Genomic DNA, 18,026 nt, shown 5'->3' with positions numbered 1-18,026 from the left:
TCTAATTCGTGTTCACCAAATTTCTGCATCGTCCTGCGCTAGCGATCGTTATTTCGTTGCTCATCCTGTTCATGGGTGGGCTTGCGATCACGTCGCTGCCGATTTCGCAGTTTCCCTCCGTCGCGCCTCCCAGCGTGGTGGTGTCGCTCTCGTTCCCTGGTGCGAGCGCGAAGATCCTCGTCGACTCGACGCTGGTGATTTTGGAACGTGCGATCAACGGCGTTCCCAACATGCGTTACATGACATCGGCTGCCACCAGCGCCGGTGAAGCAACGATCATGGTCACGTTCGAGCCGGGAACCGATCCCGACATCGCGGTCGTGAACGTCAACAATCGTCTGCAAGCGGTGAAAAATCAGCTGCCGCCGATCGTCGATCGCGAAGGCATCATCGTGATGCAAAACATGCCGTCGATGCTCATGTATGTGAACGTCTACAGCAAAGATCCCAAGATCGATCAGAACTTTCTCTACAACTACGTCTCGGTCAAGCTGCTGCCTGAAATCCAACGTACCCGCGGTGTGGGTCGCGCGCAAATTCTCGGTAACCGGGCCTACGCGATGCGCGTGGAACTCGACCTGGAACGGATGCGAGCTTACAACGTCTCGTCGGCCGACGTGATGGAGATGATCAAGAAGCAAAGTACCATCGGCTCGCCAGGCCGGTTGGGACAAGCGACGGGCACTACGTCGCAAACCATCGAATATGTGTTGACCTGGATCGGGCGCTATAACAAGCCCGAGCAGTACGAAAACATCATCTTGCGGGCCAACGAAAAGGGCGAAATCCTCCGCCTCCGCGATGTCGCCAAGATCACGCTCGGTTCTTCGTTCTACGATCTCTATTCCGACTTCGACGGCTATCCGTCAGCGTCGATCGTGCTCAAGCAAAGTCCCGGCTCGAACGCGGCCGACGTGATCAAGCAGGTCAAGAACAAGCTGAAAGTCTTCGAAAAGGAAGAGTTCCCGCCCGATATGTACTACGACGTCAGCTATGACGTCTCGAGCTTCCTCGATGCTTCGATCGAAAAGGTGCTTCACACTCTGTTCGAAGCGTTCATCCTGGTGTCGCTGGTGGTGTTTCTCTTCCTGGGAGACTTCCGCAGTACGCTCATTCCCACGCTCGCGGTTCCCGTTTCGCTCATTGGAACGTTCTTCTTCATGAGCATATTCGGGATGTCGATTAACCTGATTACGCTCTTCGCGCTCGTGCTCGCCATCGGCGTCGTCGTCGACGACGCCATCGTGGTGGTCGAAGCCGTGCACGAGAAGATGCACGCCAAACATTTATCGCCATACGCGGCGACTAGAGAAGTCGTCAGTGAAATCAGCGGCGCTATCATCGCCATCACGCTCGTGATGACCGCGGTGTTCATTCCCGTATGCTTCATGCCGGGTGCGGTGGGTGTGTTCTATCGCCAGTTCGCCCTCACCATGGCCATGTCGATCGTGCTCTCGGGTGTGGTGGCTTTGACGCTCACCCCCGTGCTCTGCGCGATGATCTTGAAGCCGCACACCAAGCATGCCTCGGAGAAGGGTTTGGTCGCGTGGCTCAACCGCATGATCAAGTCGATGTTTGGCAATGGTGCCAACGCGGCGCGAGCGGCGCTGGCGGTGATCCTGGGTATTCTCTGCGGCTATCTCGTTTACGAGTGCTTGCACGTCGAACTCATCCACGAAGTCGTGGGCGAACAGCTGCCGCTGACGCATCATGGTCACCCCGAAGCGTGGAACTCGACCGAAAAGGTCATCGGCCTGATCATGGCCATCCTCTTCGCACTCACGTTCCGCTCGATGTTTTCGGGCAGCGAGCCCGGCGAAGTGAAAGTCCGCGGTCCACTCGGCATCTTCCTGCATTACTTCAACTGGGGCGTCGACGTCGTCACCAACGGCTTCGTGATGCTCGTGAGCTTGATCATCACCCGCCGCTTGCTGACGATGGTCGTCATCGGCGTGTTTGCCTGGGGCATCTTGGTGGTCAACCAGGTTCTCCCCTCGGGCTTCATTCCGCTCGAAGATCAGGGCGTTATCTACGGGATTATTCAAACTCCTCCCGGTTCGACGCTCGAATACACCAACTCCAAGTCGCATGAACTGCAGAAGATCTGCAAAGAGTTCGAAGAGATCACGTCCGTCACTTCGCTCGCCGGTTACGAAATTCTGACCGAAGGCCGCGGTTCCAACGCCGGTACATGCCTCATCAACTTGAAGCCCTGGGCCGAGCGCAAACGGACCTCGAAGCAGCTCATCGAAGAGCTCGAAAAGCGGGGCCAGCACATCTCGAACGTGAAGCTCGAGTTTTTCGAACCGCCAGCCGTGCCGGGCTTCGGTGCTGCCGGTGGTTTCTCGCTCTGCTTGCTCGATAAAACGAACAGCGGCGATTACGACGCTTTCTCCAAGGTCACCGAAGACTTCTTGAAGCAGCTCGAAGCGCGCAAAGAACTGAAGGGTATTTTCACCTTCTATGCCAATAACTATCCGCAGTACGAGATCGTCATCGACAACGACGTCGCCATGCAGAAGGGCGTGACCATCGCCGATGCGATGGACAATCTCTCGATCGTCGTTGGTAGCACGTGGGAGCAAGGCTTCGTCCGCTTCGGTCAGTTCTACAAGGTGTACGTGCAATCGACGCCGTCACAACGACGTTATCCCGAAGACTTGCAGAACATGTTCGTGAAGAACGACGAGGGAGAAATGGTTCCCTACTCGGCGTTCATGAAGATCAAGAAGTCGCAGGGTATGAACGAAATCAATCGTTACAACCTGTACACGACCGCCATCATCCAGGGCGCTCCCGCCACGGGCTACAGCAGCGGTCAATCCATTCAAGCCATCAACGAAGTCGCTGCCACGTTGCCGCACGGCTTCGGCATTGGTTGGCAAGGTCTGTCGTACGACGAAGCCAACAAGGGTAACACGGCGATCTACATCTTCGGCATCGTGGTGCTCTTCGTGTACCTGGTGCTCGTCGGCCAGTACGAAAGCTTCCTGCTGCCGCTGGCAGTGCTCATTTCGCTGCCGGTCGGTTTGTTCGGCTCGTTCCTCATGTTGAAGGGGATGGGTCTATCGAACGATGTGTATTGCCAGATCGGTCTCGTCATGCTCGTGGGTCTGCTCGGTAAGAACGCGATTCTGATCATCGAGTTCGCCGTGCAACGACGCCATGAAGGTTTGAGTCTGCGAGATGCGGGCATCGAAGGAGCCAAGCTCCGGTTCCGCCCGATTGCGATGACATCGTTCGCGTTCATCGCCGGTCTGATTCCGCTCGTGCGAGCCACCGGCCCTGGCGCCATCGGCAACCGCACCATCGGTACGACGGCGGTGGGTGGCATGTTGATGGGTACACTCATCGGCGTGCTCGTCATTCCTGGTTTGTATTACCTGTTCGCTAAAATTTCGGACGGCAAGAAGCTCATTAAGGATGAGCACGACTCGCCGCTGAGCGAGCGATTCGAAAATCCGAAAGAGCACCTCGCCGGTGAACATCATGGCGACGAACATGGCGGCGAACACGCTGCCCACTAGCGCGGGCTGAGAATGAGGGGCCGCGGTTTCAAGTTGCTTGCCGCGGCCGTTCACTTTAGAATCAACGGGCGTTAATGCATCGCAGTTCCGCTGCGATGACGCAAACCCCGCCCGCCTGATTCTCCCGCCATGCGCATCGTTCCCCACCACTCGCTGACCGCGACCGGCTTGGCTATTGCCATCGGCTGGCTGGGCTGCTGTTCAGCCGTTGCGGGGGAACTGCTGAAGTTCGACCGTGTCACGCCGTTGCTGCAAAAGCATTGCTACAGCTGCCACGGCGGCGACAAGCCCAAGGGCGATCTGCGGATCGACCGTCTCGATCCCGACCTGATCAAAGGGAAGGATGGCGATCATTGGCGCGAGGTGCTCGACCGTTTGAACTTCGGCGACATGCCGCCCGAGTCCGAGCCGGCGATGTCAGCCGACGATCGCGAGTTGCTCGTGCAATGGCTGGTGCAGGAACGCCGTCGCGCCGCGCGAGCCAATAACTCGACCGCTCACTTCCGCCGCCTCACCCGCCGCGAGTACGAGCTGAGCATGCAACAGCTCCTCGGCTTGCCGCTGCCGTTCGCCAGCAAGTTGCCCGAGGATGGCCGCTCGGCTGAAGGCTTTCGCAACGATGGCGAGATGCTGCGAATGTCGCCGCGGCAGTACGAAACCTATTTGCAAATCGCCGACGAAGCCCTCGCCGAAGCGATCGTCAGCGGCCCGCCGCCGGAAGTGCATCGCTACCGTTTCACGATCACCGGCTTCAATCCGAATGACCTGCAGATCGAAGCCTTGCCGCGGCCCGATGACCGGCCCGGCGAGTCGTTTGAATATTTCCGCCGTGAAGGCAAAGACAAAGCCTTCCGTATTTGGACGATGGCCAATCGCGAGGGCAAGGACAAAGACCGCGCCTTCGACGGCCTGCTCCTTCCGTCGGCCGTGCAGCGCCATTCCGAAGCCGCCATCCGTTTGCCGCCGTCCAGTTTTTCGCTCGGCTTTCATCGGGCCTTTCGCACCGGCGAGACCATGATTCGCATCCGCGTCGCCCGCGTGGAACCGGAGAAGAAAACCGAAGAGGGCGAAGAAGAAAAGAAAGAAGAAGCACCAGCGCGACTGCCGCTCCTCACTGTCGCCATCGGCTGCACGAACTATCACGCCGTGGAACTGAAAACCATCGGCGAGCCGATCGTGATCGATCACACCGATTTTCGTACGCACGAAATCCGCGTCCGCATGGAAACGATGCCCGTGCCGAACGTCGGCCCGCCGGCGGATAAAAACGCTGCCGTTCTCTCGGCGTGGAACTCGGCCCGCGTGATCAAAGGCGAAGTCAATCCGCCGCGGATGAAGATCGAATGGATCGAGCTCGAAACGCCGTTCCTCGAAACCTGGCCGCCAGCGGCGCACACAAATATCGTTCCTGCGAACGACGAGAACGTCGCAGAAGCTGATTACGCTCGCAAGGTCATCGAGCGTTTCGCCGCGAAAGCTTATCGTCGTCCGCTGACGACGGCCGAGCTCGATCGGCTGCTGAAATATTGGAGTACATCGCGGCCGCAAGCCGATTCGCTCGAACAAAGCCTGCGCGAAACGCTCGGCGTGGTTCTCAGCTCTCCGCAGTTCCTCGGACTCGCGGCCAACAACTCGGCCGGTGCTCAGCAGCGACTCGACGATCACGAACTCGCGGCCCGGCTGTCGTATTTCCTCTGGAGCAGCACGCCGGACGACGCGCTGCTCGCTCTCGCCGCGAAGTCGCAATTGCACGAGCCCAAAATCCTCGCAGCCGAAGTGCGGCGGATGATTCAGGATCCGCGAGCGTGGGAGTTCATCGAGCAATTCACCGAACAATGGCTGGAGCTCGATCGGCTGCAGCGCGTGACGGTGAACAAGAAGCACTATCCATCGTTCAGCGACGAGCTGGCCGCGGCGATGCGACTCGAAACGCTTCACTTCTTCGGCGAGGTGCTCCGCACCGATGGCAACATCGCGCAGCTGATTCATTCCGACTTCGCCTGCGTCAACGACACGCTCGCCGCGCACTACGGCATCGCCGGCGTCACGGGCTCGCAGTTCCGCCGCGTGTCACTCGAGGCTGGCCATCACCGTGGCGGCCTGCTCACTCAGGCGAGCATCCTCACCGGCACCTCTGATGGCAGCGATGGCCACCCGATCAAGCGCGGCATGTGGCTGCTGAAGAACCTGCTCGATGAAACGCCTCCGCCACCGCCACCGACCGTGCCGGAACTGAATCGCAACGATCCGAAGGTCCGCGACCTGACCATCCCGCAAGCGATTGCCCTGCATCGCGAGTCGATGGCCTGTGCCGGTTGCCATCGCAAGATCGATCCCTGGGGCCTCGCCTTTGAAGAGTACGACGCCGTCGGCAATTGGCAGCGCGATGGCGTGGGCGCGACGCTTCGCAAACAGCGCACGCGTCACGAGCTTGACTCTGCTTCGGAACTCCCCGGCGGTGTAAAGATCGACGGCATACAGGCGCTCAAAGAAGAGTTGCTTCGTACCCGGCAAGATGATTTTCGGAAGGCGCTGTTACGAAAAACGCTGGCTTATTCGCTGGGCAGGTCGCTCACACTCGACGATCTCGAAGCGGCCGATAGCTTGGCTCCCACGCTGAAGAGCCGCGGCGATGGCTTGGCGACGTTGGTGGAATTGATTACGGCGAGTGCTGCCTTTCAGTCGAAGTAGAGTAGCAGACAAAGGAAACGAACATGGCAGAACCATCCTGGCGACTGAGTCGGCGAACGCTGTTGCGCGGCGCGGGTGTGGCGCTGGCCCTGCCGTGGCTCGAAGCGATGTCGCACGGTGCGCCGGCGGCCGCTGCACAGCCGAAGCGGTTCTGCGGCCTGTTCTTTGGCAACGGCGTGGGGCTGCCCGATAAGAAGCACGCGTCGTTTCAAGACTGGCATTGGTTTCCACACGAAGCGGGCGCCGACTACAAGTTCACCAAGTCGCTCGATCCGCTCGAACCCCATCGCGCCGATCTGACCATCTTCGGCGGCCTGTCGCATCCGACCAGCCGGCAACTTGTCGGCCACAATACCGCCGATGTCTGGCTGTCGGGCGCCGATATTCGCGTGAACCTCGATAACTCGATCTCGCTCGATCAGCTCGTCGCTCGGCAGTATGGCAATCAAACCCGCGTGCCGTCGCTCGTCCTTTCGAGTCATGGCGGCGTGGGGCCAAAGAGCCGCACCACAACCATTTCGTTCGATGGCCAAGGCCGAGCGATTCCCGCCGAGTCTTCGCCGCGGAGCATTTTCGAGCGTCTCTTTGAACGTCCCAGCGATCAAGATCGCGCGGCCCGGGCCAAGGCGCTCGCCAGCGATAAGCGGCGCGTCGATTTTCTGCTCGACGACGCCCGCTCGCTCCGCAATCGCCTCGGCCGGCCCGATCAGCAGCGGCTGGATGAGTTTTTGCAATCACTCTCCGAAGTCGAAAGTCGCCTCGTCCGCGCCGAAGATTGGCTCGACAAAGCCATGCCCGAGGTCGACAAGACGAAGATCAACCTCGACGTCTCGCCCAAAGGGCCGACCGATTTCATTCGCACGATGTTCGATCTGATCGTGCTCGCCTTCGAGACCGATACGACCCGCGTGGCCACCTATCAAATCGCCGCCGAAGACGGCGTGGGGATTTGCGATCGCTTTCCGTCGATCCTCGGCATCGGCAAAAAGGATGGCCACCACGGCGTGTCGCACGGCCCTGTCGAATATTGGGCCGAGTACGACCGCTACCTGGCCGAGCAGTTTGCCTACTTCGTCAACCGCCTCTCCGCCGTCCGTGATCGCGACGGCCGAATTCTCGACGACACGCTCGTCCTCTACGGCAGCGGCACGAGCACCACGCACAACGCTCGCAACTATCCGCTGATCCTCGCCGGCGGCAAGAACCTGGGCATCAAGCACGGCCGCTTCATCAAGCAAGCCGAAGAACGACCGCTCGGCGACTTGTTCGTCACGATGCTCCACCGCCTCGACATTCCGGTAAAAAAATTCGCCGACAACGCCGGCGAGTTCACAGAACTGGTGTAGCTTGGGGTGGCACGGGTGTACTCACCCGTGTGTCCTCCCAGACGTTCTGAGGTAAGGCCCTACGCTAACCCAGGTGAACTCAGCTACGACCGCTACTCAAAACCCCTCCGAGTTCCAAAACTCGGCGGGCAGCGGAGTGATCTTCGGCAGCAGCGCGTCGATCACCTTGCCATCGGAGACATAATACCGCGCGCTGGACCACCGCCAATCGGTGATGGTCTGCACCAACCGGCGCCGGCAAGGATTATCGTGGATATAGTTCAGCGACGAACGCACGGCTGGGCAGGTTTGTAAATTGCGATCGTAGCCCGGCCCTTCCTGCCAAAAGCGAAATAGTCCTTTGTCGACGCCCGAAGGAACGGTCAGCCGATCCAGCAAACGACTCTTGTGCTTGATGAGCAATTCCTTCTGCAGCACCGAAACGGGCAGCTTGATCTCGCGCAGATATTCATCAATCTCAGGCTTGCCATCGAGCGGCCTGACCAGCAGGTGCGCGTGCTCGGGCATAAATACAAACGCCACGAGCGGCATGCGCCATTTCTCGCCAGCCGCATCAATGGCCCGCGCGAACTCCTGGCAGATCACGACATTCGTCAGCAGCGTGATGCGCCGGTAACAAGAGAACGTCAGCTCATGCAAATCACCAGGCCGATGAAAATGCTTGATGGTCTTATACTTCTGCTTCCCCATGCCCAGCGATTGTGCCAATCGCCCTCAATCGCTGCAAGCATTTTCTCTGGCATGGCTGAATGAATGGGTAGGTGGCTGGGTGGCACGGGTGTACTCACCCGTGTTCGCTCCCGATCTTCTGAGGTAAGGCTCCTGGCAACATCAGCCAGACCTCAATTCAATTTCGCCGAACGCCGCAGCGTGACCTTACCTCAGAAGGGTTTGAGGTCGGCGGCGCATTACTGTTCCACCTAACCCGAAAATGGCTGGCGAATAGCGGCGACTGCATTCCCGTTACCAAGCCACTTATTCATGGCTGCACACTTGCCAGCCTTAGTGTGCAATATACAATATCATCTAAGGCTACACTCACCATGCACTGGAGAATGATGGAAATGGAGTACACGGATCAGATCGTGTTCATTCTGGGCGCAGGTGCGTCAGCACCATCCGGCTTGCCAGTCATGACCCAATTCATGAAGCGTGCACGTCGAGCTAGCGAAGTAACAGCTACAAGGACATGCAAGAATCGTATGAGGTGATGTTCGATTTCTATCGTCGCTGCAGGGATTCGAGTTGGGCATTCATTCGTAACTGGGAGAACATCGAAGAACTCTACACGCAAGCTGACTTATTGCGTTTGTCCGGCGTCGATTTGATGCCTATCGGCAGACGGCTCGTGAGTCCGGACGAGCTTTGCAAGCATATTTCGTGGTGCATCTGGGAGATGTACCGGACATTCAACGGTACACGACCTTGGGCGAACATTGCACGGATGGTGGAAAACGCGGGACTGAATCTCTCGATTATCACGACAAACTACGACTTGGTCTGCGAGGCATCACTCGTCAATGAAATGCGTTGCTTTGTCTATCCAGGATTTGAGAAGCTCACGGACCGGCTAACGAGCGAGCTGAAACAACCAGTAAATATTTATCCAGATGTCGATAAAAATGTCATCCCCATCATCAAACTACATGGTTCAGTGAATTGGTTTCAGGGAAAAAAGAAGTGGGGGGCATTTAATGGAATTGACTCTCGTATTCCGCACTCGAAGTTATCGGGGCTAGGATTTGCCCGCGCGGAGATGGTGAATATTTGCAAAGAGCAGCGAGGTGGCGACGCAGATTGGTCCGATCCGACACCGGCAATCATCCCCCCAATGCTTGGAAAGAGTTCTAGCGCTCCTGTAATTCAACAGAACTGGAGAGCAGCCATTGGTGCACTGACGCGTGCACGTCAAGTGTGGATCATAGGTTACAGCTTTCCCGCCACGGACGCGTTCATGCTCCGGTTGTTGACAGAAGGGTTAGCCGAGAACACCGACCTCGAAAAGCTTATAATTAGCGATATTCAGAAGCATTCGGAATGGGAAGGAAGATTATCGAGCATGTTTCAAGACTCATTCAGAAAGCAGAGTCAGCGATACATTTCATTCGCGTCAGATGGACTCCTTGACGTTCTGTCGCAGACCAAACTCGATGAGTGGCCATGACGACTAGGCTTTCAGCCGATATATGTTCGCGTGCGTAGAGGGCCGAGACAGGCAATGTCAGCGAGTTCGACTTGATTTCGAAGCGCGCTGCGGCACGAGCTTACCTCAGAAGGGCATGAGGTCCACCGCTTATGGCCGTTTAAGCTCTTGCCGCAATGGCCAGCGAACACGGGTGGGTACACCCGTGCCACCCAACCACCTACCCACTCGGAAATTCTTCTTTTCTTTGACCTAAGTTGTCATCATTTGCGCATTTAATTGGCGAGTGATCTTTGGCACTTAGGTGGATGTTTTTGAAATCGACGGGAGTCGCGGCGCTACCGGTGCGCGCGGAGAGTGACCGCGGAGTGGCGAACGGCGGTCGGGGGCGGCAGCGATCGAATCGGGTGCGAACAATCGGCGGTGGTTATAAAAAGGTTATACCGCTGACCCGTTATAACCACCTGTTTTTGCCGTAAGGCGTTGATTGGTAAGAGGTTGCCGGAGTCGCGCGGATTTTGATAACCTGTTATATATTCCATCGCGCGGACTGAAGACTTGCTACGGGAGCGAAGAGTCGGAATGGGCGGCTGGGGTGCCACCCGCGTTCGCTTGGTAATGTCAGCCAGAGCTCGAATTGAGTTCGACGTGCGCTGCGGCGCGAGCTTACCTCAGAAGGGCATGAGGTCCACCGCTATCGGCCGTTTAAGCTCTTCCCAAAATGGCCAGCGAGCACGGGTGGGTAGACCCGTACCACCCGATCAAGACGGGTTAGACGCCGCGGCGATAGCGCTTCGGCGGGCGGCGCATCAGGCTGGTGGGCGGCGGTGGTGGCGGTGGGCCTTCGGCGAGTTCTTCGCCGTCGGGGCCGACGCCGCGCGGCATGGGGCCGCTGACCATTTCGAAGTTTTCCATCTCGCCGCGCTTCAACTGGATGTTGATCCGCTGTTCGATGCGCGTCAGCTCGGGGCCTTCATCGGGGCAGACGAACGTGTAAGCCACGCCCTCGCGGCCCATGCGGCCGGTGCGGCCGACGCGGTGGACGTAGTCGTCGCTGAAGGCGGGAATATCGAAGTTGATGATGTGCGAGACGGCGGAGACGTCGATGCCGCGGCCGACGACGTCGGTGGCGATCAGGTAGGTGATCGAGGCATCGCGGAAGCCGCGCATCACGCGGTCGCGGGCGCTCTGATTCATGTCGCCGTGAATGCAGCCGACGTTTGAGAGCTTCTTGCTGAGCCGCTGGAAGATCTTTTCGGTGCCTCGCTTGGTGCGGCAGAACACGATCGCTTGCCGCGGATTTTCGCGCTCAAGCAGCCGTTGCAGCAGGTCGAATTTGCGGTTGCCGTCGACCGTGTAATAGAACTGCTCGATCGTTTCGACCGCGAGTTCCTTGGGCGAGAAGTTGAGCGTTTCGGGCTCGACCATGTACCGCTCGGCCAGCTTGGCGATCGGCGGCGGCACGGTGGCGCTGAGGAGCAACGTCTGCCGGTCCTTGGGGCAACGGCGGAGGATCTTTTCGATGTCGGGCCGGAAGCCGATATCGAGCATGCGGTCGGCTTCGTCGAGGACGACGATCTCGAGCTCGTCCATCTGGATGGTGCCGCGGGCCAGGTGATCGAGCACGCGGCCGGGCGTGCCGACGACGACGTGCACACCTTCGCGGAGCTTGTCGATCTGCGAGCGGATCGGCTTGCCGCCGTAGACCGCAGCGCTCTTGATCGGCCGGCCGAAGGCGAGCTTCACAAACTCGTCGCGAACCTGCACCGCGAGCTCGCGAGTGGGAACGAGGACGAGCGCTTGCGGATGCTGTGCGTCAGGGCCGAGATAAAGTTGCTCGATGATCGGAATCGCGAACGATGCCGTTTTGCCGGTGCCGGTGCGGGCCTGGCCGACGACGTCGACACCCTCGAGGGCCAGCGGAATCAGGCCGGCTTGGATCTGCGTGGGATATTCGTAGCCGGCTTCGGTGAGCGAGGCGAGCATCGACTTGCTCAGGCCGAGGCTGGCGAACGACGGCGCGTCGCTGCTGGCGGCTGGCGTGGCGAACTTTTCGGTCGATTTGCCGGCAGGCTTTTGGCCGGCGGTGCGTTGTGTGGTGGCAGGAGCTTTTGGAGCTGCCGGCTTGGCCGATCGCTCGCGATCACGGGGCGGCGGCGATTCGCGGTCGGGACGCTCGCTCCGTTCGGGTCGTTCAGCACGCTCCGGACGTTCGCTGCGCTCAGGCCGGTCATTTCGTTCGGGGCGTTCCGTTCGCTCGGCGCGAGGACGCTCTGTACGTTCGGGCCGCTCAGTCCGCGGCTTGTCGTTTCGTTCGGGACGTTCCGAGCGTTCGGCACGTTCTGGTCGTTCGGTACGAGGACGCTCGCTGCGCGGCGCCTCCGACTTGGGACGTTCGTCGCGAGGCCTGTCTTCAAGAGGCCTGTCTTCACGAGGCCTGTCTTCACGAGGCCTGTCTTCACGAGGCCGATCTTCACGAGGCCGATCTTCGCGGGGACGATCTTCGCGGGGACGATCTTCGCGGGGACGTTCGTCACGCGGACGATCACTGCGAGGCCGGTCGGTGCGAGGACGTTCGGCGCGTGGTTCTGACTTGGGTCGCTCTTCGCGCTGGGGCCGTTGGCTGCGGTCGCTTCGCTCGACTCGTTCCGCGCGGGGCGCGGCAGTTCTTGGTTCGGGGCGAGCATCGGCTCGCGACTCGCTGCGAGGTTCCGGCTGGCGTGCGGGACGCGGCTCGGGGCGACGTGATTCGGTTCGTGGTTCGGTTCGAGCTGGCCGATCGCTGCGGACCGATCGTGGTGCGCTCGTTCGCGGCGGACCACCAGCGCGCTCTGGCTTTTGCTGCGGCGGCAGGGCCGGCGGCAGATCGTCGTCATCGGCATCGTCGCCAAAATCGACGTAAGAACGAGGCGGCCGCGATTGCGATTTGGGCCTTTCCGCAGGCTGCGGAGGAGCCGCATCACGAGGCCGCGGCTCGGGTCGGCGAGCGTCGGGGCGAGCCGATCGTGGCCGGCCTGGATCGCGGTCTGCGCGCTCGCGATTTCCCTGCGTGGCAGAGTTTGGTTTCTCAGAACGCTTGTCGGCGGGACGGCGGTGGTGCGAATCTTCTCTCATCCTGCCTAAAGCTAACGGGCAGCAAGGGTTTCGTCAACTAACTGCCCCGATACGTCGAATAGCCAAACGGGCTGAGGAGCAGCGGCACGTGGTAGTGCTCGGCGGGGGCCGCGACGCTGAATTCGATCGTTACTTGCGGGTAAAAGGCCGCAATCTGCTGGCCGGCAAAGTAATCGGCCGTGGCGAAGATCAGCCGATATTGCCCGGCCAGCAGCGAACCTGGCTGCATGAGATCGGTCACGCGGCCATCGGCGTTGGTCGTTCCCTCGCCGATCAACCGCCACTGATTCGACGTTTCGAGCCCTTCCAAACGAACGGCAACTCCCACGGCTGGTTTGCCGCGGGCGACGTCGAGGATGTGGGTGGTGATGGGGCTTTTGGTGGTCATGATTGGTTCCTGTGTAGTTCTCACGCTCCGTGTGGGGCGCGCCACGCGGAGCGTGACGACTACACTTTTTGCAGCCGCAGCAAAGTGATTTTCAGTTGCTCGCCAGCGGCGACTTTGATCTCCGATTCAGCATCGTTGTCGATGCGTCCTTTGAGCAGCGCAAGCATCTCGGCTGCACTCTTGCCGGTGGCGCACACGATAAAGATGTAGCCAAACCGCTGTTCGTACCGCTGATTGTAATCGGCGAGTTCCTGCAACGTTTGTTCGGCCGCGGCAGCAACGCCTGCTTGTTCGTTGCTGGCCCAGTGCGAAGTATTCGCATACTTGGCCCGCAAGCTGGCCGGATCACCGATCTTGGGATGCGCGGCGAAAGCGGCGAGCCACTCGTTGCGATTGAGCGACCACCAGATGTCGACTGCGGCGTGAGTTACTTCTTCATCGGTGGCGAATGGCCGGCGCGCGAGCATCTGTTCAGCCCACTGCGGCGCGGCGCAGCATTTTTGGAGAGCATCGCGGGCAGGGGCCGCGTCGAGCGAATTGAGAGTGCTGGCGACATTCATCACTTACTGTCCTTGCCACCACGGCTTGAGCACCTTTGCGAATGGCTGCCTGAGCAGATGGCCATCACGAAACACTTGCTGACCGCGCACGTAGGTTCGCACCACTTTGCCCGTCATTTCGCAGCCGTCGTAGGGTGTGATCGGTTGGCGGTGCAGCAACTCGCTCGCTTCGACCTTCCACTTTGCGTCTGGATCCCAGACGATCAGGTCGGCATCGAAACCGGCGGTGATTTGCCCCTTGCGAACTTCGATGCCGACAAGTTTCGCTGGTTCGGTCGTCAGCCATTTTGTGACCAGCGACAGATCCTCGCAGCCATGACGTCTCATGAACGTCCACACCGCGGGCAATGTCAATTGTAACGAAGCAATTCCACCCCACGCCTGCGTGAAGTCGCCGGTATCGAGATGCTTCATCTCTGGCGGACACGGCGAATGATCGGAGCCGATCGTATCGATCACACCATCGAGCAAACCTTGCCACAACTGGGCGGCTGCACCTGCGCGAATGGGCGGCGCGCACTTGAAGCGTGTGTCGCCATCGGCAACAGTCGTGTTTTCGAAGAACAGATAATGCGGACAAGTCTCGACCGTGATCGGCAGGCCTTCCTGCTTCGCTGCGGCCAGCATCGGCAGTGCGGCGCCGGTGGCCAGATGCACGATATGCACCTGACATCCCGTTTCGCGGCACAAATTAAGCATCAGCTGAATCGCATCCAATTCCCACTTCTCAGGCCGCGATGCGACGAACTGTGCGAAAGAGCGAGGATCAACAACGGCAGGCGCCGGCGAACTTAACAGTTCCGCATGCACGAGCAGGGGAATTCTGGCTTTCGCCAGAATCGGCATGGCTTGCCGCAGATCGGCTTCGAGCGCGTTCGGAAACTCATCGAGCCCCGAATGACACAAGAAGCATTTCACACCGAGCACGCCGGCGTCGCACAAGTCCTGCATTTGATCGGCATTGCCTTGCACCAATCCGCCATACAGCCCTACATCGACCCACAACTTGCGCCGCGATGCTTCTTGCTTAGCTTTCAAGGCAGCGATCGTCGTTGTCACCGGCAGACTGTTGAGCGGCATGTCGACGAGCGTGGTCACACCGCCGGCCGCAGCAGCCCGCGTGGCCGATTCGAATCCTTCCCAGTCGCTACCCGGATCGTTGACGTGGACGTGAGCGTCAATTACCCCGGGCGAAATGACGAGATCACCGAGGTCGTGGACTTCAATCTCCATTGGCCGTCCGAAATTGACAGTTTCGCCGTAGTTGGCAACCAGCATCACGGTGCCGTTTACAAGAATCTTCGCCGGGCGCACTCCTTCTGGCGTTACGACGCGACGACTTTGCAGAAAAAACATGCTCGGATCCGAATAGCTCGCGCTCAGCACTTTTTCTCTCCCCTTCGCACCGTCCCGCTGATCAGGCCATGCGGTTCATCGGTGGGGATGAACGTGATGTTCGCATTCGTCTTACCGAACGGGGTGAAGTTGAACGGAATGTGATGTTGGTTCGGCATCGTGATGGTGATTTCGTCGATCTGCGAGCAGGCGACGAAAGCTGCTTCGGCCATTTCGAAGAGGGTCGCTTGCACCGAAGGGCTGAAGTTCTCGGCGAAGATTTTTAAGATGGCTGCGCGAATGTTTTGGCGCGCGGTGCTCCAGTCGTCGGGCAGGTTGCTGCAGGGCCAGTTGGCTTCGATCGTTGTGGCGAAGATGCGGTCGTTGGTTTCCGGCAGCGAGGTGTACTCGTCGCGATGAAAATTCGCAAAGCCGGAGCCCGTGGTTTTCAGCACTTGCAGGTCGGTCATGCCCGACGTCATCTTCGTTGCCGTGCGGGTCGCGGCGATTTCGCAGATGTGACGCTCGCTGGTCGCGACAAAGCTGTGCGGATGCGGCTCGCCGGCGATGGCCAGGCGCTGCCACGGTTTCTCTTCGAGCGAGACGCGGACCTGCGTGACGTGCGGATATTGATCGAGAAAATGCTGGGCCAGCCGCAAGCCGAAGGCTTCGATCGACGGCACGCCGTGCTCGTGCGCGAGCAGGTAAACCGTGTTCTTCATCGTGTCGGTGGCGACGATCAGATGATTATCTGCCGACGTGAACGCAGCGGCAAAATCGCCATCGAGCGAGATCGCGGTGGTCACTTCCAGGAACTCGTGACGCTCGGCTTTCCGCTCGATGTGCGACAGCCGAACGCGACTCTTGCCGTAACTCTGACTTTGCAAATGGGCCAAGGTAAATCCTCAAAAGGCGCCTTACGAATGAGATAAACGGGCCAGCGTGCGGGCAAGCACTTCAACGCCGCCGCGAATCGCTGCGGGCGAAGCATATTCATCGGGCCGATGACTCACACCGCCGCGACAGGGAATAAAAATCATCGACGTCGGCGCGATGAGGGCCATGAACAGCGAATCGTGATACGCCCGACTAATCATCGGTAGGGCGGGAAGCTTGGCTTCTTCGGCAGCCGCTTGGATGGCGGCGATGACTTGCACGTCGCACTTCGCCGGTGGGTCGGCGTTGATCATTTCGAGATTCATCTTCATGCCGCGATTCTGGGCAACTTCAGCGGCGTATCGCTTGATCACTTCCAGCACCAGGTCGCGCCGTTGCAAATCAATATCGCGCACATCGACGGTCATCTCGGCCCGGCTCGGAATGCTGTTGATCGCATGCGGATGGACGTCGAGAATGCCGACGGTTGCGACCGTATCCTTCCCGCCGAGTTCCATCGCTGCACGCTCCACGGCAACCGTCAATTCTGCGGCCGGTAGCAGTGCATCTTTGCGTTCGTGCATCAGCACCGCTCCGGCATGGCCTCCCTCGCCGTGGAACGTCACTCGAAATGCTGCCGGGGCCGCGACGGCAGTCACTACTCCGATCGGCAGGTTTTGCTTTTCGAGCAGCGGGCCTTGTTCGATGTGGAGTTCGACGAACGCACTGTACTTGCTCGGCGAAATTCGCACACTCGGAAGCTTACCGAGACAGCCTGAGCTCTTACGCGTCGTTTCAAACGTCTCGCCGTCTTGATCACGCAATTCGCCCGCCGCTTCTGGAGAAAGTCGTCCACTCATAATCCGACTACCAAGACAACCAATGCCATAGCGCGTCGGCTCTTCGGCGTTGAACATGATCACATCGATCGACCGCCGCGGCTGAAAGCCGGCTGCTTTTAGTGACACCACCGCTTCGATCGCGCCGATCACACCCACCGTGCCGTCGTAGCGGCCGCTGTGGGGAATTGCATCGCAGTGCGAACCCGTGGCCACGGCTGGTTGGTTTGGTTCACTGCCAATCCAGCGACCGAACAGATTTCCTGCCGCATCGACGCGAAAGGACAAGCCGGCATCTTCCATCAGGCGTTTGATAAACGCCCGACCTTGCATGTCCGTCGGTGTGAAGAGAACTCGCGTCACCGCCGGTGCGGGAGCATCCGAAAAGGCAGCGAGCTCGTCCAATTGGCGGCAGACGCGCTCGGCGGAAACTGACAGCGACAAGGCGCTCATCCTCGCAACTCCAAGCCATCGCGGTGAATGTCTTTGTAATAAATGTATCGCGCCGGCTGCTTCCCCATCGCCACGAACCACTGCGGGCAATACGAAGCCATCCAGATGATGTCGCCGGCCGCCACCGGCATGTAATCATCGCCCAGTCGATACACGCCCGAACCCTGGATCATCTGCAGGCCGTGCTCCATCACATGAATCTCGACAAACGGCAGCGTGGCGCCGGGCTGATACGTGAAAATATTGACGGCCATGTCGAACGCGGGATCGATCGGCAGCAGTGTTTTCAGCCGCGCATCTTCATCGCCGAGAAACGCCTTGGCTTCGATGTCGTCTTCGTGACCGATCACGACCGGCGGCGAATTCACACCGGCGAGCGGGAGGTATTTCTTTTCGAAGACGATGAGCTTGGTTGCGTCCTTGGTGGAAATCTTGTGCGCGGTTCCTGCCGGCAGAAATGCAAACGAGCCAGGCTTCAGCGAGGTTGTTTTGCCCGAGACTTCAACGCTCGGATTACCTTCTTGCACAAAAAACAACCGCTCGATCGCAGCGCTTGGTTCGATCCCTTTGCCGCCCGGCGCGAGGACGGCTGTGTATTGCTGAAACCGCGCACCCATCTCCGGCGTGATGTGAAAATACGCCGTCGCGTTCTCCCAGCCGATCAGCGGCGACGGCACGTGCGTATCGGGTGTGAGGAGCGCGTAGTTGCGAGCAATGCGGGAACGAGATGAGCCGAAGATGTCCATGCTGGTCG

At 59.4% G+C, this 18,026-nt stretch carries 13 protein-coding genes; 4 read left to right on the top strand and 9 right to left on the bottom strand.

Annotation, left to right across the window (positions count from 1 at the left end; translation table 11 throughout):
* Window positions 1-8 precede the first annotated feature (8 nt).
* From M9Q49_RS27875 to M9Q49_RS27865, 3 genes are all read left to right on the top strand, one after another.
* Complete coding sequence (locus M9Q49_RS27875; RefSeq protein WP_254512588.1) at window positions 9-3,527, top strand: efflux RND transporter permease subunit; 3,519 nt, start codon at window positions 9-11, stop codon at window positions 3,525-3,527.
* Window positions 3,528-3,656: 129 nt separating this feature from the next.
* Entirely contained in the window at window positions 3,657-6,218 is a 2,562-nt protein-coding gene (locus M9Q49_RS27870; RefSeq protein ID WP_254512587.1) for a DUF1592 domain-containing protein, read from the top strand.
* 23 nt (window positions 6,219-6,241) lie between these two features.
* Complete coding sequence (locus M9Q49_RS27865) at window positions 6,242-7,564, top strand: DUF1552 domain-containing protein (RefSeq protein ID WP_254512586.1); 1,323 nt, start codon at window positions 6,242-6,244, stop codon at window positions 7,562-7,564.
* A 96-nt stretch (window positions 7,565-7,660) separates the two neighbouring features.
* On the opposite strand, the gene M9Q49_RS27860 is transcribed toward M9Q49_RS27865, so the two are convergent.
* Window positions 7,661-8,254, bottom strand: a complete 594-nt coding sequence (locus M9Q49_RS27860) for a hypothetical protein (RefSeq protein ID WP_254512585.1) — start codon at window positions 8,252-8,254, stop codon at window positions 7,661-7,663.
* Between the two features lie 520 nt (window positions 8,255-8,774).
* Here M9Q49_RS27860 and M9Q49_RS27855 point away from each other — a divergent pair.
* Window positions 8,775-9,728 (top strand): SIR2 family protein, encoded by a 954-nt coding sequence (locus tag M9Q49_RS27855; RefSeq protein WP_254512584.1) that lies wholly within the window; start codon window positions 8,775-8,777, stop codon window positions 9,726-9,728.
* Between the two features lie 750 nt (window positions 9,729-10,478).
* Here the strand turns inward: M9Q49_RS27855 and M9Q49_RS27850 are convergent.
* From M9Q49_RS27850 to allE, 8 genes are all read right to left on the bottom strand, one after another.
* Window positions 10,479-11,693, bottom strand: a complete 1,215-nt coding sequence (locus M9Q49_RS27850) for a DEAD/DEAH box helicase (RefSeq protein ID WP_254512583.1) — start codon at window positions 11,691-11,693, stop codon at window positions 10,479-10,481.
* An 8-nt stretch (window positions 11,694-11,701) separates the two neighbouring features.
* Window positions 11,702-12,667 carry a hypothetical protein gene (locus M9Q49_RS27845; protein WP_254512582.1) on the bottom strand — a complete coding sequence of 322 codons (966 nt, stop codon included), beginning with the start codon at window positions 12,665-12,667 and terminating at the stop codon, window positions 11,702-11,704.
* A gap of 191 nt (window positions 12,668-12,858) precedes the next feature.
* Window positions 12,859-13,209, bottom strand: a complete 351-nt coding sequence (uraH, locus tag M9Q49_RS27840; RefSeq protein WP_254512581.1) for a hydroxyisourate hydrolase — start codon at window positions 13,207-13,209, stop codon at window positions 12,859-12,861.
* Between the two features lie 59 nt (window positions 13,210-13,268).
* A complete protein-coding gene (gene uraD, locus M9Q49_RS27835) occupies window positions 13,269-13,769 on the bottom strand; it encodes a 2-oxo-4-hydroxy-4-carboxy-5-ureidoimidazoline decarboxylase (protein WP_254512580.1) in 501 nt (166 codons plus the stop codon).
* Between the two features lie 3 nt (window positions 13,770-13,772).
* Window positions 13,773-15,125: an allantoinase AllB gene (gene allB / locus M9Q49_RS27830; protein ID WP_254512579.1), complete on the bottom strand. Its 1,353-nt coding sequence runs from the start codon at window positions 15,123-15,125 to the stop codon at window positions 13,773-13,775.
* A gap of 23 nt (window positions 15,126-15,148) precedes the next feature.
* Window positions 15,149-16,000: a factor-independent urate hydroxylase gene (pucL, locus tag M9Q49_RS27825; RefSeq protein WP_254512578.1), complete on the bottom strand. Its 852-nt coding sequence runs from the start codon at window positions 15,998-16,000 to the stop codon at window positions 15,149-15,151.
* 21 nt (window positions 16,001-16,021) lie between these two features.
* The gene (locus M9Q49_RS27820; protein ID WP_254512577.1) at window positions 16,022-17,272 is read right to left on the bottom strand and encodes a M20 family metallo-hydrolase; all 1,251 of its coding nucleotides are present in this window, start codon (window positions 17,270-17,272) and stop codon (window positions 16,022-16,024) included.
* A complete protein-coding gene (gene allE, locus M9Q49_RS27815) occupies window positions 17,269-18,018 on the bottom strand; it encodes a (S)-ureidoglycine aminohydrolase (RefSeq protein WP_254512576.1) in 750 nt (249 codons plus the stop codon). The genes M9Q49_RS27820 and allE overlap by 4 nt, the downstream gene beginning before the upstream one ends.
* Window positions 18,019-18,026: the final 8 nt, after the last annotated feature.

The organism is Anatilimnocola floriformis (assembly GCF_024256385.1).
In the GTDB taxonomy this organism is placed as follows: Bacteria; Planctomycetota; Planctomycetia; order Pirellulales; family Pirellulaceae; genus Anatilimnocola; species Anatilimnocola floriformis.
This window is presented reverse-complemented; position numbering and strand designations above follow the sequence as displayed.